The sequence below is a fragment of the Ruegeria sp. BB10 genome, from assembly GCF_056535725.1.
This window is the reverse complement of record NZ_JBQFIW010000001.1, coordinates 536,414-557,313: the sequence shown is the minus strand read 5'-3', so window position 1 is coordinate 557,313 and position 20,900 is coordinate 536,414. Positions and strand designations below refer to the sequence as shown.

24 protein-coding genes are annotated in these 20,900 nt (G+C 58.3%); 13 read left to right on the top strand and 11 right to left on the bottom strand.

Translation table 11 applies throughout. The features are described from left to right. Positions 1 to 51: 51 nt before the first annotated feature. The 5 genes from ACR3EP_RS02895 to rpiA all read right to left on the bottom strand — a co-directional run bounded on the left by ACR3EP_RS02895 (position 52) and on the right by rpiA (position 4,753). Positions 52 to 246, bottom strand: coding sequence for a DUF2065 domain-containing protein (locus ACR3EP_RS02895; RefSeq protein ID WP_170348296.1), 195 nt, complete (start codon positions 244 to 246; stop codon positions 52 to 54). Next, complete coding sequence (hflC, locus tag ACR3EP_RS02890) at positions 246 to 1,124, bottom strand: protease modulator HflC (RefSeq protein WP_480636238.1); 879 nt, start codon at positions 1,122 to 1,124, stop codon at positions 246 to 248. Before hflC ends, ACR3EP_RS02895 begins: the two co-directional genes overlap by 1 nt. Next, a complete protein-coding gene (gene hflK / locus ACR3EP_RS02885; RefSeq protein WP_480636236.1) occupies positions 1,124 to 2,266 on the bottom strand; it encodes an FtsH protease activity modulator HflK in 1,143 nt (380 codons plus the stop codon). The genes hflC and hflK overlap by 1 nt, the downstream gene beginning before the upstream one ends. A gap of 72 nt (positions 2,267 to 2,338) precedes the next feature. Next, a complete protein-coding gene (gor, locus tag ACR3EP_RS02880; RefSeq protein ID WP_480636234.1) occupies positions 2,339 to 3,697 on the bottom strand; it encodes a glutathione-disulfide reductase in 1,359 nt (452 codons plus the stop codon). A 270-nt stretch (positions 3,698 to 3,967) separates the two neighbouring features. Next, positions 3,968 to 4,753: a ribose-5-phosphate isomerase RpiA gene (rpiA, locus tag ACR3EP_RS02875; protein ID WP_170348292.1), complete on the bottom strand. Its 786-nt coding sequence runs from the start codon at positions 4,751 to 4,753 to the stop codon at positions 3,968 to 3,970. 167 nt (positions 4,754 to 4,920) lie between these two features. On the opposite strand from rpiA, the gene ACR3EP_RS02870 reads away from it, so the two are divergent. The 4 genes from ACR3EP_RS02870 to ACR3EP_RS02855 are packed head-to-tail and all read left to right on the top strand — an operon-like array spanning position 4,921 to position 8,384. Further along, positions 4,921 to 5,622: a glutathione S-transferase family protein gene (locus ACR3EP_RS02870; protein WP_480636232.1), complete on the top strand. Its 702-nt coding sequence runs from the start codon at positions 4,921 to 4,923 to the stop codon at positions 5,620 to 5,622. A 1-nt stretch (position 5,623) separates the two neighbouring features. After that, on the top strand, positions 5,624 to 6,997 hold the full coding sequence (locus ACR3EP_RS02865; RefSeq protein WP_170374755.1) for an L-serine ammonia-lyase: 1,374 nt from the start codon (positions 5,624 to 5,626) through the stop codon (positions 6,995 to 6,997). Between the two features lie 21 nt (positions 6,998 to 7,018). Then, positions 7,019 to 7,429 (top strand): GFA family protein, encoded by a 411-nt coding sequence (locus ACR3EP_RS02860; RefSeq protein ID WP_480636230.1) that lies wholly within the window; start codon positions 7,019 to 7,021, stop codon positions 7,427 to 7,429. Positions 7,430 to 7,469: 40 nt separating this feature from the next. After that, entirely contained in the window at positions 7,470 to 8,384 is a 915-nt protein-coding gene (locus ACR3EP_RS02855; RefSeq protein ID WP_170348288.1) for a DMT family transporter, read from the top strand. Here the strand turns inward: ACR3EP_RS02855 and ACR3EP_RS02850 are convergent. Further along, the gene (locus ACR3EP_RS02850; protein ID WP_480636229.1) at positions 8,329 to 9,036 is read right to left on the bottom strand and encodes a thiamine diphosphokinase; all 708 of its coding nucleotides are present in this window, start codon (positions 9,034 to 9,036) and stop codon (positions 8,329 to 8,331) included. The genes ACR3EP_RS02855 and ACR3EP_RS02850 overlap by 56 nt on opposite strands. A gap of 121 nt (positions 9,037 to 9,157) precedes the next feature. Here ACR3EP_RS02850 and ACR3EP_RS02845 point away from each other — a divergent pair, with 121 nt between their 5' ends. Further along, positions 9,158 to 10,774: a hypothetical protein gene (locus ACR3EP_RS02845; RefSeq protein WP_480636228.1), complete on the top strand. Its 1,617-nt coding sequence runs from the start codon at positions 9,158 to 9,160 to the stop codon at positions 10,772 to 10,774. 79 nt (positions 10,775 to 10,853) lie between these two features. On the opposite strand, the gene ACR3EP_RS02840 is transcribed toward ACR3EP_RS02845, so the two are convergent. The 5 genes from ACR3EP_RS02840 to nthA form a co-directional block, all read right to left on the bottom strand. Next, the gene (locus tag ACR3EP_RS02840) at positions 10,854 to 11,096 is read right to left on the bottom strand and encodes a DUF2842 domain-containing protein (protein ID WP_480636226.1); all 243 of its coding nucleotides are present in this window, start codon (positions 11,094 to 11,096) and stop codon (positions 10,854 to 10,856) included. Then, entirely contained in the window at positions 11,096 to 12,391 is a 1,296-nt protein-coding gene (locus ACR3EP_RS02835) for an adenylosuccinate synthase (RefSeq protein ID WP_480636224.1), read from the bottom strand. The genes ACR3EP_RS02840 and ACR3EP_RS02835 overlap by 1 nt, the downstream gene beginning before the upstream one ends. Before the next feature lie 214 nt (positions 12,392 to 12,605). Then, complete coding sequence (locus tag ACR3EP_RS02830; protein WP_170348283.1) at positions 12,606 to 12,944, bottom strand: nitrile hydratase accessory protein; 339 nt, start codon at positions 12,942 to 12,944, stop codon at positions 12,606 to 12,608. Then, positions 12,941 to 13,618 carry a nitrile hydratase subunit beta gene (nthB, locus tag ACR3EP_RS02825; RefSeq protein ID WP_226688612.1) on the bottom strand — a complete coding sequence of 226 codons (678 nt, stop codon included), beginning with the start codon at positions 13,616 to 13,618 and terminating at the stop codon, positions 12,941 to 12,943. The genes ACR3EP_RS02830 and nthB overlap by 4 nt, the downstream gene beginning before the upstream one ends. Next, positions 13,615 to 14,229 carry a nitrile hydratase subunit alpha gene (gene nthA / locus ACR3EP_RS02820; protein ID WP_480636222.1) on the bottom strand — a complete coding sequence of 205 codons (615 nt, stop codon included), beginning with the start codon at positions 14,227 to 14,229 and terminating at the stop codon, positions 13,615 to 13,617. Before nthA ends, nthB begins: the two co-directional genes overlap by 4 nt. Positions 14,230 to 14,379: 150 nt before the next feature. On the opposite strand from nthA, the gene secG reads away from it, so the two are divergent. The 8 genes from secG to ACR3EP_RS02780 all read left to right on the top strand — a co-directional run bounded on the left by secG (position 14,380) and on the right by ACR3EP_RS02780 (position 20,850). Continuing rightward, positions 14,380 to 14,745: a preprotein translocase subunit SecG gene (gene secG, locus ACR3EP_RS02815; protein ID WP_058280875.1), complete on the top strand. Its 366-nt coding sequence runs from the start codon at positions 14,380 to 14,382 to the stop codon at positions 14,743 to 14,745. A 159-nt stretch (positions 14,746 to 14,904) separates the two neighbouring features. Next, on the top strand, positions 14,905 to 16,548 hold the full coding sequence (locus ACR3EP_RS02810) for a CTP synthase (protein WP_480636220.1): 1,644 nt from the start codon (positions 14,905 to 14,907) through the stop codon (positions 16,546 to 16,548). Positions 16,549 to 16,649: 101 nt separating this feature from the next. Beyond that, on the top strand, positions 16,650 to 17,423 hold the full coding sequence (locus ACR3EP_RS02805) for an isocitrate lyase/PEP mutase family protein (protein ID WP_480636218.1): 774 nt from the start codon (positions 16,650 to 16,652) through the stop codon (positions 17,421 to 17,423). A gap of 120 nt (positions 17,424 to 17,543) precedes the next feature. Next, complete coding sequence (locus ACR3EP_RS02800) at positions 17,544 to 17,993, top strand: tellurite resistance TerB family protein (RefSeq protein ID WP_170348277.1); 450 nt, start codon at positions 17,544 to 17,546, stop codon at positions 17,991 to 17,993. A gap of 20 nt (positions 17,994 to 18,013) precedes the next feature. Next, positions 18,014 to 18,451, top strand: a complete 438-nt coding sequence (locus ACR3EP_RS02795) for a tellurite resistance TerB family protein (RefSeq protein ID WP_480636216.1) — start codon at positions 18,014 to 18,016, stop codon at positions 18,449 to 18,451. Continuing rightward, complete coding sequence (locus tag ACR3EP_RS02790) at positions 18,448 to 19,188, top strand: phosphate/phosphite/phosphonate ABC transporter substrate-binding protein (RefSeq protein ID WP_480636214.1); 741 nt, start codon at positions 18,448 to 18,450, stop codon at positions 19,186 to 19,188. Before ACR3EP_RS02795 ends, ACR3EP_RS02790 begins: the two co-directional genes overlap by 4 nt. 137 nt (positions 19,189 to 19,325) lie before the next feature. Beyond that, the gene (locus tag ACR3EP_RS02785; RefSeq protein ID WP_170357811.1) at positions 19,326 to 20,102 is read left to right on the top strand and encodes an ABC transporter ATP-binding protein; all 777 of its coding nucleotides are present in this window, start codon (positions 19,326 to 19,328) and stop codon (positions 20,100 to 20,102) included. Between the two features lie 34 nt (positions 20,103 to 20,136). After that, complete coding sequence (locus tag ACR3EP_RS02780) at positions 20,137 to 20,850, top strand: transporter substrate-binding domain-containing protein (protein WP_170348273.1); 714 nt, start codon at positions 20,137 to 20,139, stop codon at positions 20,848 to 20,850. Positions 20,851 to 20,900 lie beyond the last annotated feature (50 nt).

Genomic DNA, 20,900 nt, shown 5'->3' with positions numbered 1-20,900 from the left:
AGCCCGCAACTCGGGATCGCGGGGAATTCACCGGCAATTGAAATCAACGTGTCAAAACCCGAGCTGAAATGCACCCCACAACAACACCAGACCGCTGACAACACATAGCAGACCGGCCAGACGACGGGCCTGTTCAGGCAGTGACCGAAGCGCCTCAAGCATACGTTCAATAAGCGAAGGGGCCAGCGCATAGGCCAGCCCCTCGACAATCAGTACCAGCCCGAAGGCCAGAAGGATCAGGCCCATTACCGACCAGCCTGCCCGGTGGGTGACTTCAGGTAATTGAAGAACTCGGAGTCCGGGCTCAGAACCATCGAACTGTTGCTACCGCCCAACGCATTTTCATAGGCCGACAAAGAGCGGTAGAATTCAAAGAACTCAGGGTCCGCGCCGTAGGCTTCGGCAAAGATCGCGTTACGTTCGGCATCTGCTTCACCGCGGATGATCTCGGCCTCACGGCGAGCATCCGACACCAGTTCAACCACAGTACGATCCGCCTGGGCGCGCACTCGCTGGGCCGCCTCGTTACCACGGGCGCGTTCATCGGTCGCCTCGCGTTCACGCTCGGCCTTCATCCGGTCAAAGGTGGCCTCAAGGTTGGCTTGCGGCAGGTCAGTTGCTTTCAAGCGCACGTCGATGACGTTAACGCCCAGCGCCTGCGCTTCGGCAATCGCGCTGTTGCGGATGCGCAGCATCAAGGCGGCACGGTCGGAACTCAGGATATCGCGGGACGAAACCGAACCCAGCACTTCGCGGGTTTCGGCGCGCAAGATGCGATCCAGACGATCCTCGGCGACCGGGATACCGCCAACACCGACGGCCTGACGGAAGCGGTTCAGATCGGAAATCCGATAACGTGCAAACGCATCAACAACCAAACGACGGTCATCCAGTGGCGTTACTTCCAACGGCTGAACGTCGATGGACAGGATACGGTCGTCGTAACGCACGACTTCCTGAATGACGGGAATCTTGAACGCCAGACCAGGTTCTTCCTTAACGGCGACAACCCGGCCAAATTGCAGAACCAGTGCGCGCTCACGCTCGTCCACGATGAAAATCGAAGATAGGCCGATAACGCCCAGAATCACGACCAGAATGAGGATAATAGGTGACTTACGCATCAGTTGCTCTCCTCAGTCTGATTGCGGCGCAGCTCGTTCAGTGGAAGATAAGGCACGACGCCCTGCCCCGATCCTGTCGAGTTCTCGTCGAGGATGATTTTGTCTACGTCGCCCAGAACCTGCTCCATGCGCTCCAGATACAGACGCTTGCGCGTCACATCAGGTGCCTTGGAGTATTCTTCCAGAACCGCGCTAAAGCGGCTGGCCTCACCCTGCGCGCCATTGATCTGCTGGGCGCGATAGGCTTCGGCCTCTTCCAGAACCTGCGCGGCTTCACCACGGGCCTCAGCCAGAACACGGTTCGCATAAGCGTCGGCCACGTTTTGCAGGCGGTCACGTTCTTGCGCCGCAGCCTGAACATCACGGAACGCTGCGATCACGTCTTGCGGCGGGTCCGCTTTGTCAAAGTTCACGCGGACGATGTTCACACCAGAATCGTAGCTGTCCATTGTCAGCTGAATCAATTCCTGCAACCGGTCCGCGATAATGCCCCGGTCCCTGTTCAGAATCGGCGCCAACTCGCTCTGCGCGATGATCTCGCGCATCGCCGATTCAGAAACGGCCCGAATCGTCTGACGCGGATCGCGCAGGTTAAACAGATATTTAGCCGGATCGTTGATGTTCCAGACAACCTGATAGTCGATGTCGACCACATTTTCGTCGCCAGTCAGCATCAGACCATCGTCACTGCCGCGCGCACCGCCCATGTCTTCATTCTGTTCACGGGTTACCGGGATCACCTCGGCGGTCACAAACGGCCAAGGCGCAAAGTTCAGACCCGGATTTCCAACGGCCGAAAATTCACCCAAGAACAACTCAACCGACTGTTCTTCCGGTTTGACCGTGTAGAAGCTTGCAGCTCCCCACAGACCCGCGGCAACCAGCAAACCAATCACTATCGTGCCTTTGGTGAAAACCGGACCACCGCCGCCCGTTCCCTGACCGCCGCTACGGCCACCGCCGCCGCGACCGCCCATGAGGACGCGCAGTTGCTCTTGGCCTTTTTTCATCAGCTCATCGATCTCGGGAATCTGCGGGCCGTCGCCTTCGGGAGGCTTGCGTCCGTCCCCATTATTACCCCGATTTCCTCCGCCTCCAGAAGAGCCTCCGCCCCCCCAGGGGCCACCGCTGTTGCCCGCCATATGTATCTGTTCCTTCGTGTTGGACCGTGTGATCACGGTGTCCCTTGTAACTTGTGTGCGCGCGCTTGCAAATCAAGCAGTGCGAACAGGTTGCCGCATTGTCACCAGTTCTTCGGCCATAACCGGGTGAACGGCAACCGTGCGGTCGAAATCTTCCTTGGTTGCACCCATTTTAACGGCGATTCCTGCCAGCTGGATCATCTCGCCCGCGCCCGGTGCCACGATATGGCAACCCAACACCTTGCGGGTCGCCTGACTGACGATCAGCTTCATCAGCACCCGCTGCGTTCCACCCGCAAACGCCTTTTGCATCGGCTTGAACGAGGTTGCATATACCTCGACCGGTTCTTGCGCGGCAGCGTCTTCCTCGCTCAATCCCACGGTACCGAACTCCGGTTGGGTGAAGATCGCGGTCGGGATCAGCTCGTGATCGACCGGCGTCGGGTTGCCTTTGAACACTGTTTCGACAAAAGCCATGCCCTCGCGGATAGCAACCGGTGTCAAATTCACCCGATCTGTCACATCCCCAATTGCAAAGATCGAAGGCACGCCCGTCTGGCTGTATTCGTCCACAACGATCTCGCCCTTACGACCCCGTTCAACGCCCACTGCCTCAAGCCCTAGGTTGTCGGCATTGGGCGCACGACCAGTGGCGTACATGACAACATCGAATTGATCCTCGGTGCCGTCGGTGGCTTTGACGCGAATTTTGTCACCTTCCTTGGCCATCTCCAACACATTGGTGCCCAGACGTACATCAATACCGTTCTGGCGCATTTCCTCGCAGATCAGGCCGCGTGCTTCCTCATCAAAGCCGCGCAGAATTTGCGCGCCGCGGTAGAACTGAGTGGTCTTCACACCCATCCCGTTCATGATCCCTGCGAACTCGCTGGCGATGTAGCCGCCACCTACGATCAAGATGGATTGAGGCAATTTCTCAAGATGGAAGATTTCGTTTGAGGTGATGGCTAGATCCGCGCCCGGAAACTCGGGCACGACCGGACGACCGCCGGTGGCGATCAGGATGTGCTTGGCCGTCTTACGCGTGCCATCGGCCAGCTCAACCGTATGCGCATCAACCACATGGGCACGCTGATCAAAGCTTTCGACACCGTTGTTTTTCAGGATATTGCGATAAACACCTTCAAGCCGATCCAGTTCCGCGACCAGCTTGTCGTGGAACGTGTTCCAATCAAGCCCGCCGGGTTTAACATCCCAACCATAGGCTTGCGCGTCCTGCATTGTCCCTGAGAACTCACTGGCAAAGACCATCAGCTTTTTCGGAACACAGCCTCGGATGACACAGGTCCCGCCATAACGATCCTCTTCGGCCAGCGCCACCTTGGCACCATTCTCACCAGCAGCCACACGCGCTGCGCGAACCCCGCCCGAGCCGCCTCCGATGACGAACAGATCATAATCAAAGCTCATTTACCGTGCCTCTTTCAGTTTTCAGCAAGCGCCATCAAAGCGACGCCACGGGTGTATCCTATTGCTCACCACAGTCCAGACCGTTCTGGTGAGACAGTTGATCTTGCCAGGACGCAAAAAAATCGGCCAGTAATGCTCAACCGTCCTTACGAACCGCTCAGATATGGGTTTCGCCATAGATTGCAACTGGAGGGGCATGCTCTCGAATGTGCCGTCCGGTTTTTGGAAACTGACTTCGCCGAATTGTAATGCCGAAAGCTCTGACATTCGTCAGTCAGCCAAATCCGAGAACAGGTTCTCACCACTGTCCACCAATTCGTCCAGCTCGGTGGTACCCGCGTTGATGTCGCGCAGTTCGACCCGGCCGTCCCCGTGGCCAATCACGACCTTGTCACAGATGTCGATGAACAACCCGTTCTCGACCACACCTGGCACCTGATTAAGCACTAGCGCCAACTGGCGCGCGTTGCCGATGCGCTGCAGGTGCAAATCCAAAACGTGGTTGCCTTCATCTGTCACAAAAGGGGCTTCACCATCCATCCGAAGCATGGCCGAAGTGCCCAGAACATCCATCGTGTCCAGCACCTCTTGGATCAAAGTGCGGGTGGTTTGCCAACCAAAGGGGATCACCTCGACCGGCAAAGGGAAGGCGCCCAGGGTTTCGACCTCTTTGCCGGCATCGGCGATAACGACCATCTGGTCGCTGGCCGTGGCGACGATCTTCTCCTGCAGATGCGCGCCACCGCCACCTTTGATCAGGTTCAGTTCGCCATCGAATTCATCCGCGCCATCAATGGTCAAATCCAGCCACCCCGCCTGATCCAACGAGACCACTTCGATCCCGACTTCGCAGGCCAGTTGCGCGGTGCGGATCGACGTCGGAACACCCTTGATCCGCAGCCCTTCTTTTTTGACCCGCTCACCGATGCGACGCACCATCCAAGCGGCTGTTGACCCTGTCCCCAGACCAACACGCATTCCGTCTTGCACCATGTCAGCAGCGCGACGAGCGGCGACATATTTGGCGTTATCGATGGGTGACAGATCACGGGTCATGGCAGCGTTTCCCTTTATTACTGCCAGACTTATACGAAATGCGGCCACCAACCGCGAGTGCCAAATCGCCGCCATCACGCGTAAACATGCGTGGAAAATACGCGTTTCCGAAGGGAAACGTCGCAATCGAGGCTTCCAGCATTCGCCCTGCAAGTTACATAGGGGCCATGACCGCGCCCTATCGCCTTCATTATGCCCCCGACAACGCCTCGCTGGTGATCAGACTGGTGTTGGAAGAGATGGGCCTTCCTTTTGAGACCGTACTGGTGGACCGCCGCCGGAACGAACAGGACAGCGCGGCCTATCGGTCCTTGAACCCGAATGGACTGATCCCCGTGCTGGACACCCCGCAAGGACCGATCTTTGAAACGGCAGCCATTTTGTTGTGGCTGGCAGATACGCACAAGAAACTGGCCCCTGCCCCCAACAGCCCGGATCGGGCGGCGTTTCTGAAATGGCTGTTTTTTGCGTCCAACACACTGCACGCCGATCTGCGCATTCTTTTCTATGCTGAAAAGTACATCGACCCCGCGCAGGCCGAGACCCTACGTGAAGGCATCCGCCCGCGCCTGCGCCAACATTTGCGGGTAGTGGATGCCGAAGCCCAGAAAGCGCCGGATTGGCTGCAGGCCGACACCCCATCGGTTTTAAGCTTTTATCTGGCGTGTCAAATGCGCTGGATGGCGCTGTACCCCGCCAGCGCGGATCGCAGCTGGTTTCAGCTCAGGGACACGCCCCATCTGCAGGACATCCTGACGCGGCTGGATTCCCGACCCGCAACCCAAGCCGCCATCGCGGCCGAGGGGTTGGGGGTTACGCCGTTCACCTCACCACGTTACGCTACACCTGAAGAAGGCTCAGCTACCTGATATGTTTCTATCTGTCTTCGATATGTTCAAAGTGGGCATCGGCCCGTCATCGTCTCATACCATGGGGCCGATGGTGGCCGCCGCGCGTTTTCTGGACATGATGCGCGCGTCCCCGTTCGAATTTGCGGGGCTGCGCGGATCGCTGCACGGCTCGCTGGCTTTTACTGGGGTCGGTCACGCCACCGACCGTGCCACCATTCTGGGACTGGCCGGGTTTGTGCCCGACACATACGACAACGATAAGGCCGAGGCCGCGCTGGCCGAAATTTCCAAGACGCACTCGGTGACGCCCGAAGGGTTGCCGACGCTTCAGTTCAACCCAAAGACCGACCTGATCTTTGACTATGACAACAACCTGCCCGGCCACGCCAATGGCATGATCCTGATGGCCACCGACGCACAAGGCGATGTGATCCTGCGGCAGGTTTACTACTCGGTCGGCGGTGGCTTTGTCCTGACCGAAGAGGAACTGGCCGAAGGCAAGGCAACCGACGAGGGCGACCCGGTCCCCTTCCCGTTCAAATCCGCCGCCGAAATGCTTGAGATGGCAAAGACTAGCGGCAAAAGCATCGCTCAAATGAAGCGCGACAATGAAATCGCGCGCGGCTGTGCCGACAGCTTTGCCAAGGGCACTGCGCGTCTGTGGGAAGTTATGAACAATTGCATCGAGCGCGGCCTGAATACTGACGGCATTTTGCCCGGTGGCCTGAACGTGCGACGCCGCGCCAAAGGCATTCACGATGCTCTGCTGGCCGAGCGGGGCATGAACCTGAACGCGCCGCACACCATCAATGACTGGATGAGTGTCTATGCCATGGCGGTGAACGAGGAAAACGCCGCCGGTGGGCAGGTCGTGACCGCCCCGACCAACGGCGCCGCAGGAACGATGCCTTCGGTGCTGCGCTATTACCTTGATCACGTGCCCGGCGCGTCGGAAAGCCATATCGAAGATTTCCTTCTGACCGCTGCCGCCATTGGCGGGCTGGTGAAATATAACGCCTCGATCTCTGGCGCCGAAGCGGGCTGTCAGGCCGAAGTCGGAAGCGCATCAGCCATGGCTGCGGCAGGCCTGTGTGCCGTCATGGGCGGAACACCGGAACAGGTTGAAAACGCAGCTGAAATCGCGCTGGAGCATCATCTGGGCATGACCTGTGATCCGGTTGCCGGGTTGGTGCAGGTTCCGTGTATCGAACGCAACGGACTGGCGGCGATCAAAGCCGTTTCCGCAGCATCGCTGGCGTTGCGTGGCGATGGGAAACACTTCGTACCGCTGGATTCCGTGATCGAGACCATGCGCCAGACCGGCCATGATATGCACGAGAAATACAAGGAAACGTCACTGGGCGGCCTGGCTGTGAACGTACCCAACTGCTGATGCCGCAATAAGGGGGATATCATGCGGGGACATTGTCTGTGCGGCACAATCCGGTACGAAGTTACGCCTCCGGTCCTGTCCTGCGTTACCTGCCATTGCAACAGTTGCAGACGGCAATGCGCCGCGCCGATGACCACCTATTTCGGCGTGCGCGACGGCCAGTGGCGCTGGACCGGGGACGAGCCGAAAACCTTTGCCTCGTCGCCCGGTGTCACCCGCAGTTTCTGCCCCAATTGCGGCACTCCGATATCATTCCGATCACAAGCCATGTCGGACGTGCTGCATCTGTACGTGGCAACACTGGAAGACCCGAACCAGTTGGAGCCAACGTTGCACGTGGCGCATGAGGAAAAGCTGAACTGGCTGAAACTGGGTGACGGCCTGCCCACTTGCATCGGTCCAGACTATACCAAGGTTCAACCCCTGCCCTAGACGCTTCCCACCGGACCCCAAACCCCGTAGCGTCGCCTTTATGACACAGGATCGTCCGGTCTTTGGCATCATCCTGATGCTTGGCTTTTGCATCATCGCGCCGATGGGCGACGCGATGGCAAAGCTGTTGGCCGAAACCACACCTGTCGGCATGCTTGTCTTTGTCCGCTTCGCCGTTCAGGCGCTGGTGCTGGTCCCACTGGCCGTATTGACCGGGCGATCCCTGCGCATGCGTGGCCGTATCCTGTGGCTGACATTTATTCGCACGGTTCTGCATATCCTCGCCCTCTCAGCCATGTTCAGCTCACTGCTTTTCCTGCCGCTGGCCGACGCGATCGCCATCGTCTTTGTCATGCCGTTCATCATGTTGATCCTGGGCAAATACATACTGAAGGAAACCGTTGGCCCACGCCGCCTGATAGCCTGCGCCGTTGGCTTTGTTGGGACCTTGCTGGTCATTCAGCCCAGCTTTGTACAAGTGGGGGCCGCAGCCCTGCTACCGCTTGTGGTAGCTTTGCTCTTTTCCCTGTTCATGCTGGTGACGCGCCAGATCGCCAAAGAAACAGACCCAATCACCCTACAAGCGGCATCGGGCATGATGGCTATAATCCTAATGCTGCCGGTTCTATTGGCCGGAACAATCGGTGGCAGTTGGGCCGTATCGCTGATCTTACCTCACCCGGACATTCACCTTTTGCTGATCGCAATCGGGCTGCTGGGAACCGTCGCGCATCTGTTGATGACATGGTCGCTGCGCTTTGCGCCGTCGGCTACGCTGGCCCCGATGCAATATCTGGAAATTCCAATGGCCACCCTATTCGGCTGGCTCGTCTTTCACGACCTGCCCAACGGGGTTGCGGCCATCGGCATAGCCATCACCATCGCCGCGGGCCTTTACGTTATTCTGCACGAGCGGGCCAACGCCCGGTCTGCTCCGACAGAAACGCCTGCATGATCTGATCCAAGGCGTTGCGCGGAACCATGACCAAAAGGCCGGGCCTGTCCACCTCCAGTTCTACATCAGCCAACGCGCGATTGGAGGTCCCGACGCGACCGCTCGGCTCTAACACCAGATCATCAATCGGCCATTCCAATCCACGGCTGCGCCCCGTTACCCTCTGAAACGGAAACAGCGACACCACATCGCCGGGTGAAAGGTCAAAAGCGATCCGCGGTGGGGCGTGGAATACGACTTCATGCTCCCCTAGCAAAATGCACGGGCGATCCTGAAGTCGGATCAACGCGCTCAGCACCGCCAATTGGTGATCCAGCCGCCCGCCCAGAAACCCAACCCCTAGCACTAGCGGCGCCTCGACACTGCGCAGGGTCTTGTCGAAATCCGTGCTGTCCTGCTCGCGGATCGGAAACAATCGCTCTGCCGGAATCCGGTCGCGATAGGCGCTGCTGAGCGAATCAAAATCACCAATAACCGCATCCGGCATCCGCCCCGAATCCATCAGCGGGATCGCTCCGCCATCTGCGGCAACAACGGTATTGACGCGAATCAGCGCCAAATTTAGGTCATCTGGACCGATTTCTCCGCCTCCGACCACCGCGATTGGCTCCTCAGACCGTACAATCGACTGATTTTTTTTAAGATTGATCATTTTTCCCGGATTTGGACACATTGAGACCACAAAATGGTAGGTTCATGCAGAGAGTTTCGAGCCATAGGTGTGCCCTCTATTGGGTGGGTGGCTCTAGTAGTTTGTAGAGGACGTGCGTCTGATGGTACAGAATAACAAGGTTTTGACCGTTTCTTATGGAACCTTCTCGTGCACTTTGGAAGGCTTTGATGATTCCTTTGAAACGATGAAAGCGATTGCCGAATACTTCCGCGATCTCGCGGCTGATGATCGCTACTTTGGTTCTGAACCCCCACAGCCTGACACCGAAATGCTGACACGGATCGCGCAGCGTGACGCATCCCGCAGGGTCGAAGCCAGTCAGAACGACTCTGGCCTGCTGATCCGCGCAACCGAAGAAAACGCTCCATCCCCCCAATCCGCCGCCAGCGCTCAGGGTTTGAATGTTATCGACACGCCGCCCTCTTCTCAGCCCGTTTTTTCTGACGCGGAAACCGTAGAAGATGCCCCGGCGCCTGCCGCTGACAGTATTGCCGCCAAGCTGCAGCGCATCCGGGCCGTTGTCTCTCATTCCGAAGAAAACTCGGTCATCTACACGGAAGACGAAGACACGACCTTGATGAAAAGCGCCGCTCCGTCTGATGCAGTGGCTGCGGCCTTCGCAGCTGGTTCGCTTGACCCCGTTGATCTGGACGACACTGAAGAGGCCAGCGCGCACGTCGAAACGCAAGACGAAGCACCGGCAACAGAAGAAGCCGAGGCTGAGATGCCTCAGATCGAAGAATCCGAAGCCCCTGCACTGGAAGTCGAAGCCGAGGATCTGGATTCAGAGGTGTTGGACGCGACATCGGAAGACCAGACCGAAGCAGAAAAGGAAGACACATCCGAAGTGCTGTTCTCGGACCTCGAAGACATTGCGAAAAGCGATTCTGAAGAGGAGGCCAACATTCTCGACGACGCCGGTGCAGATGAAGACGTCGTCGAAGCCACCGACGAAGGTGTGTTGACGGAAGAGGATGAAGTCGACCTGCTGGAAGAGATTTCAAGCGTGGAAGCTGTACTGGCAAAACGCTCGGCCAATACAGACGCTGGAACGTCAGATCTGGACCGGGACGTATCGCGCCTGATGGATAAGGCCGGCAAACAGTTGAACGACCCGGACACCAGCGATCAGCGCGAGGCCTACACGCATCTGCGGGCGGCCGTCGCCGCAACCGAAGCTGAACGTGGCGACGGTATGGCCACAGCACAGGACAGTGAGGAACAGGGCTATCGTGGAGATCTTTCCTCGGTTGTCAGCCCGCGCCGCCCGGAAATTCAGGTCACCAGCATGCGCCCCATCAGTGACGATGCAGCCCCTCTTAAGCTGGTCGCTGAACAGCGCATCGACAATCAAACCGTAGACGCCGGACCAGTTACCCCTCGCCGCGTCAAATCAGAAACTGAAGCCGAAGACGAAACACCCGAGGAAGGTGGCTTTGCTCTGTTTGCGCAGGAACAGGGCGCGCAGTCCCTACCCGACTTGCTTGAGGCTGCCGCCGCGTACCTGTCGTTCATCGAAGGTCAGGAACAGTTTTCGCGCCCGCAGTTGATGAACAAAATCCGCTCACTCAAGCAAAATGACTTCAACCGCGAAGAAAGCCTGCGGTCCTTCGGTCAGTTGCTACGCGATGGAAAGATTGAAAAAGCGGGCGGCGGGCGTTTCGCGGCCTCGACCCAGATCGGGTTCCGCCCGGATGACGAGCGCGCCGCGGGATAATCCCCCCCAACCAGTACAATGGATAAAGGGCCAGAGGTTACTTTGGCCCTTTTCTCTTCATCACCTGAATTGCCAGTGATCAATCCGAGTTGTGCTCTGGGTCTTCTTTGCCAACACCTTTGAAGACAAATTTGAACGGCAGCGCCCACACAATGCCCAATCCGACGTAGACCAGCAGTTCCAACCAGATGGGCGGACGGTCGAGCCAGTTCACCACCGTCACAACCGCCACGATATAGATAGGAAGCCCAATCAACAGCAGCACCAGCGACCAACGCCGCCGGGCCTTGTAGCTCAGACCGGATTTGCCGTGATCGCTCATCAGTCGGCAAACGGGTCGGTCACCAGAATGGTGTCGTCCCGCTCCGGACTGGTAGACAGAAGGGCCACGGGACACTCGATCAGCTCTTCGACGCGACGCACGTATTTGATCGCGTTGGCAGGCAGATCGGCCCAGCTGCGTGCGCCTTCGGTGGATTCACTCCACCCCGGCATTTCTTCGTAGATGGGTTTGCAGCGCGCTTGTTGATCAGCTGCGGTAGGCAGATAGTCCAGACGCTCGCCATCCAACTCGTATCCCACGCAGATTTTCAGCGTCTCAAACCCATCCAGCACGTCCAGCTTGGTCAGCGAGATGCCGTTTACACCGCTGGTCGCACAAGTCTGGCGTACAAGGCAGGCATCGAACCAACCGCAACGGCGCTTGCGCCCGGTAACGGTGCCAAATTCACGCCCGCGAGTCCCCAGGCGCAGGCCGTCGTCATCATCCAGTTCGGTTGGGAAAGGCCCCTCACCCACGCGGGTTGTGTATGCCTTGACGATCCCCAGAACAAAATCGACCGATCCCGGCCCAATACCCACGCCGGTCGCCGCCTGCCCCGCGATCACGTTGGACGAGGTCACAAAAGGATAGGTGCCGAAATCAATATCCAGCAGCGCGCCTTGCGCCCCTTCGAACAGGATACGCTTACCCGCCTTGCGCTTTTCGTTCAGCACCCTCCAGACCGGAGCGGCAAACGGAAGGATTTGCGGAGCAATTTCTTTCAGCTGTTCAACCATCTTGTCCCGATCGACGGCTTCGATTCCCAGACCTTTGCGCAGCGGGTCATGATGTTGCAGCGCGCGGTCTACACGCGCCTCTAGTGTTGCCTCATCCGCCAGATCGGCAACACGCACCGAGCGGCGGCCAACTTTGTCTTCGTAAGCCGGACCAATACCGCGTCCGGTTGTGCCGATCTTGGTACCTTTGCTGGCGGCCTCTTCGCGCGCCCTGTCCAACTCACCGTGGATCGGCAGAATCAAAGGGGTGTTTTCGGCAATCATCAGCGTTTCAGGTGTGATCTCGACACCTTGCTCGCGGATTGATGCGATCTCCTTGACCAGATGCCACGGGTCCAGAACCACACCATTGCCAATGACGCTCAGCTTACCGCCGCGCACAACGCCCGAGGGAAGCGCGTTCAGCTTATAAACTTCACCATCAATGACCAGCGTATGACCGGCATTATGCCCGCCTTGAAAACGCGCGATCACGTCTGCCCGTTCGCTGAGCCAGTCGACGATCTTGCCTTTTCCTTCGTCGCCCCACTGGGCGCCGACAACAACCACATTGGCCATATCCGGTCCTTTTGCGCTGAATTATCAAACTCGGCTCATATAGCGGGGTCAAAGCGGCAGGGAAACCGGTAATTCGCCGCAGTTCAGAACCGCGCAATGTGCGGTGCCTCCGGCGGGGATAGTTTCGGCCAGATTAAGTATGGCTCCCCTGTTCATCCGGCCTCAAATATCTTGGAGGAGTCGCCCAGAACAGGCGGCGGGGGCAGCGCCCCTCCTATTCGCCTGCCGCCAAATGCACCGGTTGACCGTGTGGCGTCGTCAAATAAGCCTCTTCCCAAGCATTTCTCATGCGTTGAATGTCACCTGGTAACGTCGAACCTTGTTCGACCAACAATTGCTCCAAGTTCTCCAGCCATGCGTGAAAATAATCATTCCCGCCATCCAGTTCCTTGTCCAACCCGTGCAATTTCAAAGTATGCGAAAATCGATCGGCCCAATCTGACCACTCGAATTGTCCAGCTTCGTTCAATGCAACTGTCAGGGCGAAGACCTGCGCATGCCAGGGTTCGGCAAAAACCGGCTCTGGTGCGGAATGGGTTGTACAGGTGCTCATACGGGCTCCAGATAGCTTTGCCACAAGTCCAGAACGACCTCGTCCTTGGGATGCTCCGGGTCAGCCCATAACTCGGACGCGGCAAACGCCACCGCATAAAGGGGCTCTGGTGCCTCGCCCAAACCATGTGCATTTGAATCTGGCAACACATGCGTACCGTGCAGCCGCAAAATTCGGCCATTTGCACCCGATGCATAGATTGGCAGTCGCGTATGGCCGCCATTCACCAGGCGATTGGCGGCGGGATCCACAGTTCGGACATTCTGCCCGACCTCAAACTGTATCGGCACGTCCGAAGCCCGATCTGCTGGCCCGCCTTTGGCCAAGGCTCCCGAGACGGTCCCGGCTTTCAGAGCACGGGCTACCAAAGGGTGTGGGTCGTCGGTGCCTGCGCCCGACAAATCATCCAAGGTCAGCACCCCCTTTTCGACCAGCAGGTCGGCCAGACCGGATATCCACTTTTCATAGTAAGAGAACCGTGCGTAGTCCTTGGGCGACAGCCTTTCGCGCGCGTGGCGCGAGACGTCAATATTCCATTGCCCCAGAAACCCGGCCGCCAGCGTCACGGCCAAGGCACGACCATGCCAGTCCTCGGCAAAGACCGGGGCGCTTTCGGCCTCGGGCGTAACCGGACCGTCCCCAAACCGACCACCCATATCATGAACACGGGTCATGACGGCACCTTAGGCAGGCCCGTGCCAATCATGCTGTCACGGGTAACAAGCGCGGCAAGATCCTCTTCACCCAGCCCTTCTGAGCCTTCCGGGCGCATGGGAAGCACGAGGTAGCGAATCTCTGCGGTCGAATCCCATACCCGCACGGATGATTCTGGCGGCAATTCGACACCGAATTCGGCCAAGACCTTGCGCGGCTCACGTACCGATCGAGCGCGGTAGGCGTCGGACTTGTACCAACCCGGTGGAATACCCAGCAAAGGCCACGGGTAGCAGCTGCATAGGGTACAAACGACCATGTTGTGCTGTTCCGGCGTATTCTCGACCACTACGATATGTTCGCCCTGCCGCCCGTAAAACCCAAGATCAGCGACAACAGACGTCGCGTCTGCAAGCAGGGCTTGCTTGAACGCAGAATCACCCCACGCCTTGGCAACAACGCGCGCGCCGTTCTGTGGACCGATCTTGTTTTGATACGTGTCGATAATCTCATCCAGCGCCGCCGGGTCGATCAGACCCTTACGGGTCAGAATCGTCTCAAGCGCTTTAACTCGAAGCGCGGGATCGGGCGGCAACAGGGCGTGCGGGTGGTCGTGATGGTCATGAGGCATGGCCGCAGCCTGCGTTACGTATCATCTGCCTGTCCAGTCCCTTTGCTGTGATCTGGAATATCACCGTTCGTGATGCCAACTCATCCCTTGCCCCCGAAGGCAAACTTGCATAAGTACCACGCGATACACGCCACGCTGTACAGGAACACCATGGAAAACGTCGTTCTCATCATCCACCTCCTCTTGGCCCTGGGCCTGATTGCCGTTGTTCTGATGCAGCGGTCCGAAGGCGGTGGCCTTGGTATGGGCGGTGGTGGCGGTGGCGCCATGACAGGTCGCGCGGCAGCGACCGCTTTGGGCAAGGTGACCTGGATTCTGGCAGCCTGCTTTATCGTGACCTCGATCACGCTGACCATTCTGGCGGCTCAGAAGTCTTCGGGCAGCTCGGTTATCGACCGTTTGGGCGTTCCGGCACCTGCGGCAACCGAAGAAAGCACCCCGGCGGTTCCGTCGGCGGATGATCTGCTGCCACCGGCGCAGGGCGACAACGCACCTCTGATTCCTCAGGCCAACTGATCCACAAAACCTAGAAATCTGAAAGAGAGCTGCAACAGCATCTTGCGGTTCTCTTGCGCTATTGGCGCGAATCCTTTATACGTGAAGTCCCGTGATGCAGCGGTTTTTCGGAACCGTCGGGCAGCTGATTTTGACGTCTCACGGGAGCAGCCGAAAAACATGGCGCGTTTTATTTTCATCACTGGTGGTGTGGTTTCGTCCTTGGGCAAAGGGCTGGCTTCGGCGGCTCTGGGTGCCCTGTTGCAGGCCCGGGGATACTCGGTGCGTTTGCGCAAGTTGGACCCCTATCTGAACGTCGACCCCGGCACGATGTCGCCCTTCGAACATGGCGAAGTATTCGTCACTGATGACGGGGCTGAGACTGATCTGGACCTGGGCCACTATGAGCGTTTCACTGGCGTGGCGGCCCGCAAAACCGACTCGGTCAGCTCGGGCCGGATTTATTCCAACGTGCTGGAAAAGGAACGTCGCGGCGACTACCTTGGCAAGACCATTCAGGTGATCCCGCACGTCACTAACGAGATCAAGGATTTCATCGCTATCGGCGAGGATGAAGTTGATTTCATGCTGTGTGAAATCGGTGGCACCGTCGGCGATATCGAGGGCCTGCCCTTTTTTGAAGCCATCCGTCAGTTTAGCCAGGACAAGCCCCGTGGTCAGTGCCTGTTCATGCACCTGACCTTGCTGCCCTACATCAAGGCGTCTGGCGAGTTGAAAACCAAACCGACGCAACACTCGGTCAAAGAGCTGCGCTCGATCGGTTTGGCACCCGATATTCTGGTCTGCCGGTCCGAGGGCCCGATCCCGACCAAGGAACGCGAAAAGCTGGCGTTGTTCTGCAACGTGCGCCCCGACAGCGTAATTGCGGCGCAGGACCTTTCCACCATTTACGACGCCCCGCTGGCTTATCACCGCGAAGGTTTGGATCAGGCCGTACTGGACGCGTTCCAGATCAGCCCGGCCCCTAAACCCGATCTGACCAAGTGGGAAGACGTCAGCGACCGCATCCACAACGCCGAGGGCGAAGTTAACGTGGCCATTGTGGGCAAATACACTCAGCTCGAAGACGCCTATAAGTCGATTGCCGAGGCGCTGACCCACGGCGGCATGGCCAACCGGGTCAAGGTAAAGGTCGAATGGGTGGATGCCGAAGTTTTCGATACAGAAGACGCCGCCCCCCATCTGGAAGGCTTCCACGCGATCCTCGTGCCGGGTGGGTTTGGTGAACGCGGTACCGAAGGCAAAATCAAAGCGGCGCAATATGCGCGCGAACACAAAGTGCCGTATCTGGGCATCTGTCTGGGCATGCAGATGGCCGTGATCGAGGCTGCGCGAAATGCAGCGGGGATCACCGAAGCCGGGTCCGAGGAATTCGACCACGAGGCCGGGAAAAAGCGTTTCGAGCCGGTAGTTTATCACCTGAAAGAATGGGTGCAGGGCAATCACAAAGTCGAACGTAAAGTCGGCGACGATAAAGGCGGCACCATGCGTTTGGGCGCCTATGACGCGGTACTAGCCGAAGGCTCGAAAGTGGCCGAGGTGTACGGTGGCACTAATATCGAAGAACGCCACCGCCACCGTTACGAAGTAGACATCAAATACCGCGAAAAGCTGGAAAAGGCGGGCCTGAACTTTTCGGGCATGTCACCGGACGGACGTTTGCCCGAGATCGTTGAATGGTCAGATCACCCTTGGTTCATCGGCGTGCAATATCACCCCGAACTGAAATCCAAACCGTTTGACCCGCACCCCTTGTTCCGCGACTTTGTGCGCGCAGCCAAGGACAGTTCGCGGCTGGTTTGACCTCGGACAAATCACTGTATTGTGTTGGTCGGCGCGAAACATCTTTACGCGCCGACTATTTGCACGGTTAACTGCCGCCATAGCAGCGACAGGAGACCGGCATGACCAACCAGATTACCCAAGCAGAAGAATTCGCCGCCCTACACAAAAAGGGCGAGCCGGTCATCCTGTACAATATCTGGGATCCGGGCAGCGCCGGGGCTGTCCGCGATGCGGGCGCCAAGGCAATTGCGACCGGCAGTGCGCCGGTTGCGATGGCGCAGGGGTTCGGGGACGGGCAGAAAATCTCACTGGATGCTGCCCTGGACAATGCACGCCGGATCGTTGCCGCGGTGGATCTTCCCGTGACGCTGGATTTCGAAGGCGCCTATGCTGAGGATGCGCTAAGCGTCGCCGCCAATGTTCAACTTGCGCTGCAGACCGGTGTCATCGGCTTTAACTTTGAAGACCAAATCGTTGGCACCAACGACCTCTACGACATCGAAACGCAGGAAGCACGCGTCCAGGCAATGCGCGAAGGCTGCGATGCTGCCGGCATCCCGGCCTTCATCAATGCCCGCACGGATATCTTCCTGAAAGCCAAGCCCGACACTCATGATAATTCGATGCTGGACGATGCGATCGCACGGGCCAAGGCCTATGCCGATGCCGGGGCCAGCGGGTTCTTTGCGCCGGGTCTCAAAGACGAAGGGCTGATCGCTCGGCTCTGCGAATCGACCGAGTTGCCCGTCAACATTATTGCCCTTCCCGGCACCCCCGATACGGCCACTCTGGCGTCACTGGGCGTGGCGCGGGTCAGCTATGGCCCTGTCCCCTATCGGCAGATGCTGGGCTGGCTGCAAGAGCAGGCAAAACAGGCGCTTCAGGCGGGTTGATCCATCCGCAGGTGGATCGCGCCAGCGTGTTTCTGCCAAATCCGACAGTCTTGCGACCATTCTGCCTATGACGGGTGGTCTGTGCTTGGCGGCCCACAAAATATGGAATAACCTGAGCGTATGTTGAAGAAGTTCTTTCAGGCTTTTCGCCCACCGCAGCACGATAAACTGCCCGACCCGGATGCCGAGCTGGCTCTGGGTGCGCTTATGGTGCGTGTGGCGCAGGCGGATCGTGACTATAAGCTTGAGGAAATCAGCCTGATCGACCGCATCCTTGCGCGGCTCTATCAACACAATGCGATCGAAGCTGCCAAGGTTCGCGCGACCTGCGAAAAGCTGCACGCCGCCGCACCTGAGACGGACACATTCGGCAAGCTGATCCGCGAAACCACCGACCTTCACGAACGCCTTGCCGCGTTGGACGCCCTGTGGGAGGTCGTTCTGGCCGATGGCGATACAGACGAAGGTGAGATTAAGATCGTGGAAGAGGCACGCATTGCCATGGGCCTTAGCTTCAATGACAGCCAGACCGCCCGCGAGCGCGTTCAAAGAAGCTTGGAAGAGCATTAAGCCCCATCTATATCTAACCCATGTTTAGTGATTTCCTGTCCCGGCTGACACAGCCCGCCCCCGACCCGCTTGCCGATGATGATGCCCGTCTGGCCTTGACGGCCCTGCTGGTGCGCATCGCCAGGTCCGACAACGACTATGCCGATACCGAGATGGCCCGAATCGACAAGATTTCAGCCGAACGTTATGGCCTGTCCCCGTTCGAGGCCGCCGCCCTGCGCGCCCGCGCCGAAGACCTAGAGTCTGAGGCCCCCGACACGGTCCGTTTTACCCGCGCGATCAAAGAGGCCGTGGCCTATGGCGACCGTCTGGCCGTGGTGCAGGCGATGTGGTCCGTCGCTTTGGCCGACGGACAGCGCTCGGGCGAAGAGGATTCGCTGTTGCGGTTGGTGGTCAGCCTGCTGGGCGTCAGTGACGTAGATTCCGCCCTGGCACGTCAAAAGGCCGCCAAGTCGTGATCGCGATGCTGGGCATGTATGACATGCCCGCATTACAGCCTGCGAATGATCGGTTATGGGCGTTGATTCGCGATCACCTGGGCTTTGGCCCGGATCAGCTAACGCGAGACACCGATTTCTGGGATGTCTGGCAACACCCCGACCTGACCTTTGCGCAGACCTGCGGCATGCCTTACCGCACCCGCCTACATGGCAACGTACAGCTGGTCGGCACCCCGGACTATGGGCTTGAGGGGTGCCCGCCCGGTTACTATCACTCCGTTTTTGTGGCCCGAAAAAATGACCCGCGCGATCTGCACGGGCTTTCGAACGGCACGTTTGCCTATAACGAGGGCCTGTCACAATCGGGGTGGGCTGCGCCAATGGTTCATCTAGAGGCGCTCAACCTGTGCCCCAAAACCATACTTGAAACCGGTGGGCATGCGCTTTCTGCCGACGCTGTGACCGATGGACAGGCTGATTACGCGGCGTTGGATGCATTGACCTGGGAATTGCTCAAGACGCATTCCGACCTTGACGCGTCCCTACGCGAGGTTGGAACGACGCCGCCGACGCCCGCCCTACCCTATATCACGGCCATCGGGCAGGATGCACCAGGTATCGCCCGCGCTGTTCGCGCAGCAATTGACGACCTGAACCCACAAGATCGCGACCTGCTGCATCTTCGCGGCCTGATAACCATCCCTGCCGAGAACTATTTGTCAGTCCCCAATCCGGTCCGGGATTATGCCATCTGACCCAATCGGTGATCATTTTGGTCAGTACGTTTGGTCAATTTGACGGTTTCAGCACCCGATGATGTCAATTGCGCATTGCATTGCCCCGATTTTTGCGCCCTATTACCGCACCAACACCGACAACACATGGGCCACCCGTGACAGATTCCACTCCCGTTATCGAAATCAAAAACCTCCACAAAAGTTTCGGCCATCTCGAGGTGCTGAAAGGGGTTGATATTACGGCAAGACGCGGGGATGTGGTTTCGCTTATCGGATCGTCCGGGTCAGGCAAATCCACACTGTTACGCTGCTGTAACCTTTTGGAAGACAGCCAGCAGGGCGAGATTCTGTTCAAGGGTGAACCCGTACGCTGGGCCGGTGACCTTCACCATCGCCGCCCCGCCGACCCAAAACAGGTGATGCGCATCCGCACCAACCTGTCGATGGTGTTTCAACAGTTTAACCTGTGGGCCCATATGACCATCCTGCAAAACGTGATGGAGGCCCCAGTAACCGTTCTTGGCCGCGACCCGAAAGAGGTCGAGGATAGCGCCCGCAAATATTTGGCGAAGGTCGGCATTGGCGATAAGTGCGACGTCTACCCGGCGCAGCTTTCGGGGGGTCAGCAACAGCGCGCGGCCATCGCCCGCGGCCTTTGCATGGAGCCCGAGGCGCTATTGTTCGACGAACCCACCTCGGCACTGGACCCGGAACTGGAACAGGAAGTGATCAAGGTGATCAAGGATTTGGCCGCCGAAGGGCGCACCATGATCATCGTGACCCACGACATGAAAATGGCGGCCGACATCTCAAGCCACGTCGTGTTCCTGCATCAGGGTCTGATCGAAGAAGAGGGCCTGCCAGAAGATATCTTTACGTCCCCCGAATCCGAACGGCTTCGGGGCTTTCTATCCGCCACTCAGGCGGCTTAACTTCAGGACAGAAAACAAAACTGGGGAGTATCCAATGAAAAAACTGATTCTGACTACTGCAGCACTGGCGCTTGGCGCTGGTATGGCCATGGCAGACACCATCCGCCTGGGCACCGAGGGTGCCTATGCACCGTGGAATTTCGTCAATGACGCGGGCGAGATTGACGGGTTCGAGCGTGAGCTGGGCGATGAGCTGTGCAAGCGTGCCGACCTGGAATGCGAATGGGTCAAGAACGATTGGGATTCGATCATTCCGAACCTGGTGTCGGGCAACTACGATGCGATCATCGCGGGTATGTCGATCACTGATGAGCGTGACGAAGTCATCGACTTCACCCACAACTACACGCCCCCGGATCCGTCGGCCTATATCGCCATGTCCGATGGCGTTGATCTGGCAGGCGGCGTGATCGCAGCGCAGACCGGTACCATTCAGGCCGGTTACGTTGCTGATTCCGGCGCAACTCTGGTTGAGTTCGCAAGCCCGGAAGAAACCATTGCCGCCGTACGTGGTGGTGAAGCGGATGCAGTTCTGGCAGACAAATCCTTCCTGGTGCCTTTCACCGAAGATGGCTCGGGTCTAGTCTTTGTTGGTGACGAAGTTCCGCTGGGCGGTGGCGTCGGCATGGGTATCCGTGAATCCGACGGTGAGTTGAAAGAAAAGTTCAACACCGCCATCCAGTCCATGAAGGACGACGGCAGCCTGAACGAGCTGATCACCAAGTGGGAAGTGTCCTCGACCTTCTGATCTTACATTCAGCGGCGCGCCTGATCTTTGGGCGCGCCGCCCATGCGCCC

Bases quoted from the DNA above. Each gene is read 5' to 3' on its own strand.
- ACR3EP_RS02780 (WP_170348273.1), top strand. From the start codon at position 20,137: ATGAAAAAACTGATTCTGACTACTGCAGCACTGGCGCTTGGCGCTGGT.
- rpiA (WP_170348292.1), bottom strand. From the start codon at position 4,753: ATGACCCGTGATCTGTCACCCATCGATAACGCCAAATATGTCGCCGCT.
- nthB (WP_226688612.1), bottom strand. From the start codon at position 13,618: ATGACCCGTGTTCATGATATGGGTGGTCGGTTTGGGGACGGTCCGGTT.
- ACR3EP_RS02895 (WP_170348296.1), bottom strand. From the start codon at position 246: ATGGGCCTGATCCTTCTGGCCTTCGGGCTGGTACTGATTGTCGAGGGG.
- ACR3EP_RS02835 (WP_480636224.1), bottom strand. From the start codon at position 12,391: ATGGCCAATGTGGTTGTTGTCGGCGCCCAGTGGGGCGACGAAGGAAAA.
- ACR3EP_RS02830 (WP_170348283.1), bottom strand. From the start codon at position 12,944: ATGAGCACCTGTACAACCCATTCCGCACCAGAGCCGGTTTTTGCCGAA.
- nthA (WP_480636222.1), bottom strand. From the start codon at position 14,229: ATGCCTCATGACCATCACGACCACCCGCACGCCCTGTTGCCGCCCGAT.
- ACR3EP_RS02870 (WP_480636232.1), top strand. From the start codon at position 4,921: ATGACCGCGCCCTATCGCCTTCATTATGCCCCCGACAACGCCTCGCTG.
- ACR3EP_RS02805 (WP_480636218.1), top strand. From the start codon at position 16,650: ATGACCAACCAGATTACCCAAGCAGAAGAATTCGCCGCCCTACACAAA.
- ACR3EP_RS02840 (WP_480636226.1), bottom strand. From the start codon at position 11,096: ATGAGCGATCACGGCAAATCCGGTCTGAGCTACAAGGCCCGGCGGCGT.
- gor (WP_480636234.1), bottom strand. From the start codon at position 3,697: ATGAGCTTTGATTATGATCTGTTCGTCATCGGAGGCGGCTCGGGCGGG.
- ACR3EP_RS02860 (WP_480636230.1), top strand. From the start codon at position 7,019: ATGCGGGGACATTGTCTGTGCGGCACAATCCGGTACGAAGTTACGCCT.
- secG (WP_058280875.1), top strand. From the start codon at position 14,380: ATGGAAAACGTCGTTCTCATCATCCACCTCCTCTTGGCCCTGGGCCTG.
- ACR3EP_RS02800 (WP_170348277.1), top strand. From the start codon at position 17,544: ATGTTGAAGAAGTTCTTTCAGGCTTTTCGCCCACCGCAGCACGATAAA.
- ACR3EP_RS02810 (WP_480636220.1), top strand. From the start codon at position 14,905: ATGGCGCGTTTTATTTTCATCACTGGTGGTGTGGTTTCGTCCTTGGGC.
- ACR3EP_RS02795 (WP_480636216.1), top strand. From the start codon at position 18,014: ATGTTTAGTGATTTCCTGTCCCGGCTGACACAGCCCGCCCCCGACCCG.
- ACR3EP_RS02855 (WP_170348288.1), top strand. From the start codon at position 7,470: ATGACACAGGATCGTCCGGTCTTTGGCATCATCCTGATGCTTGGCTTT.
- ACR3EP_RS02850 (WP_480636229.1), bottom strand. From the start codon at position 9,036: ATGATCAATCTTAAAAAAAATCAGTCGATTGTACGGTCTGAGGAGCCA.
- ACR3EP_RS02845 (WP_480636228.1), top strand. From the start codon at position 9,158: ATGGTACAGAATAACAAGGTTTTGACCGTTTCTTATGGAACCTTCTCG.
- ACR3EP_RS02865 (WP_170374755.1), top strand. From the start codon at position 5,624: ATGTTTCTATCTGTCTTCGATATGTTCAAAGTGGGCATCGGCCCGTCA.
- hflK (WP_480636236.1), bottom strand. From the start codon at position 2,266: ATGGCGGGCAACAGCGGTGGCCCCTGGGGGGGCGGAGGCTCTTCTGGA.
- hflC (WP_480636238.1), bottom strand. From the start codon at position 1,124: ATGCGTAAGTCACCTATTATCCTCATTCTGGTCGTGATTCTGGGCGTT.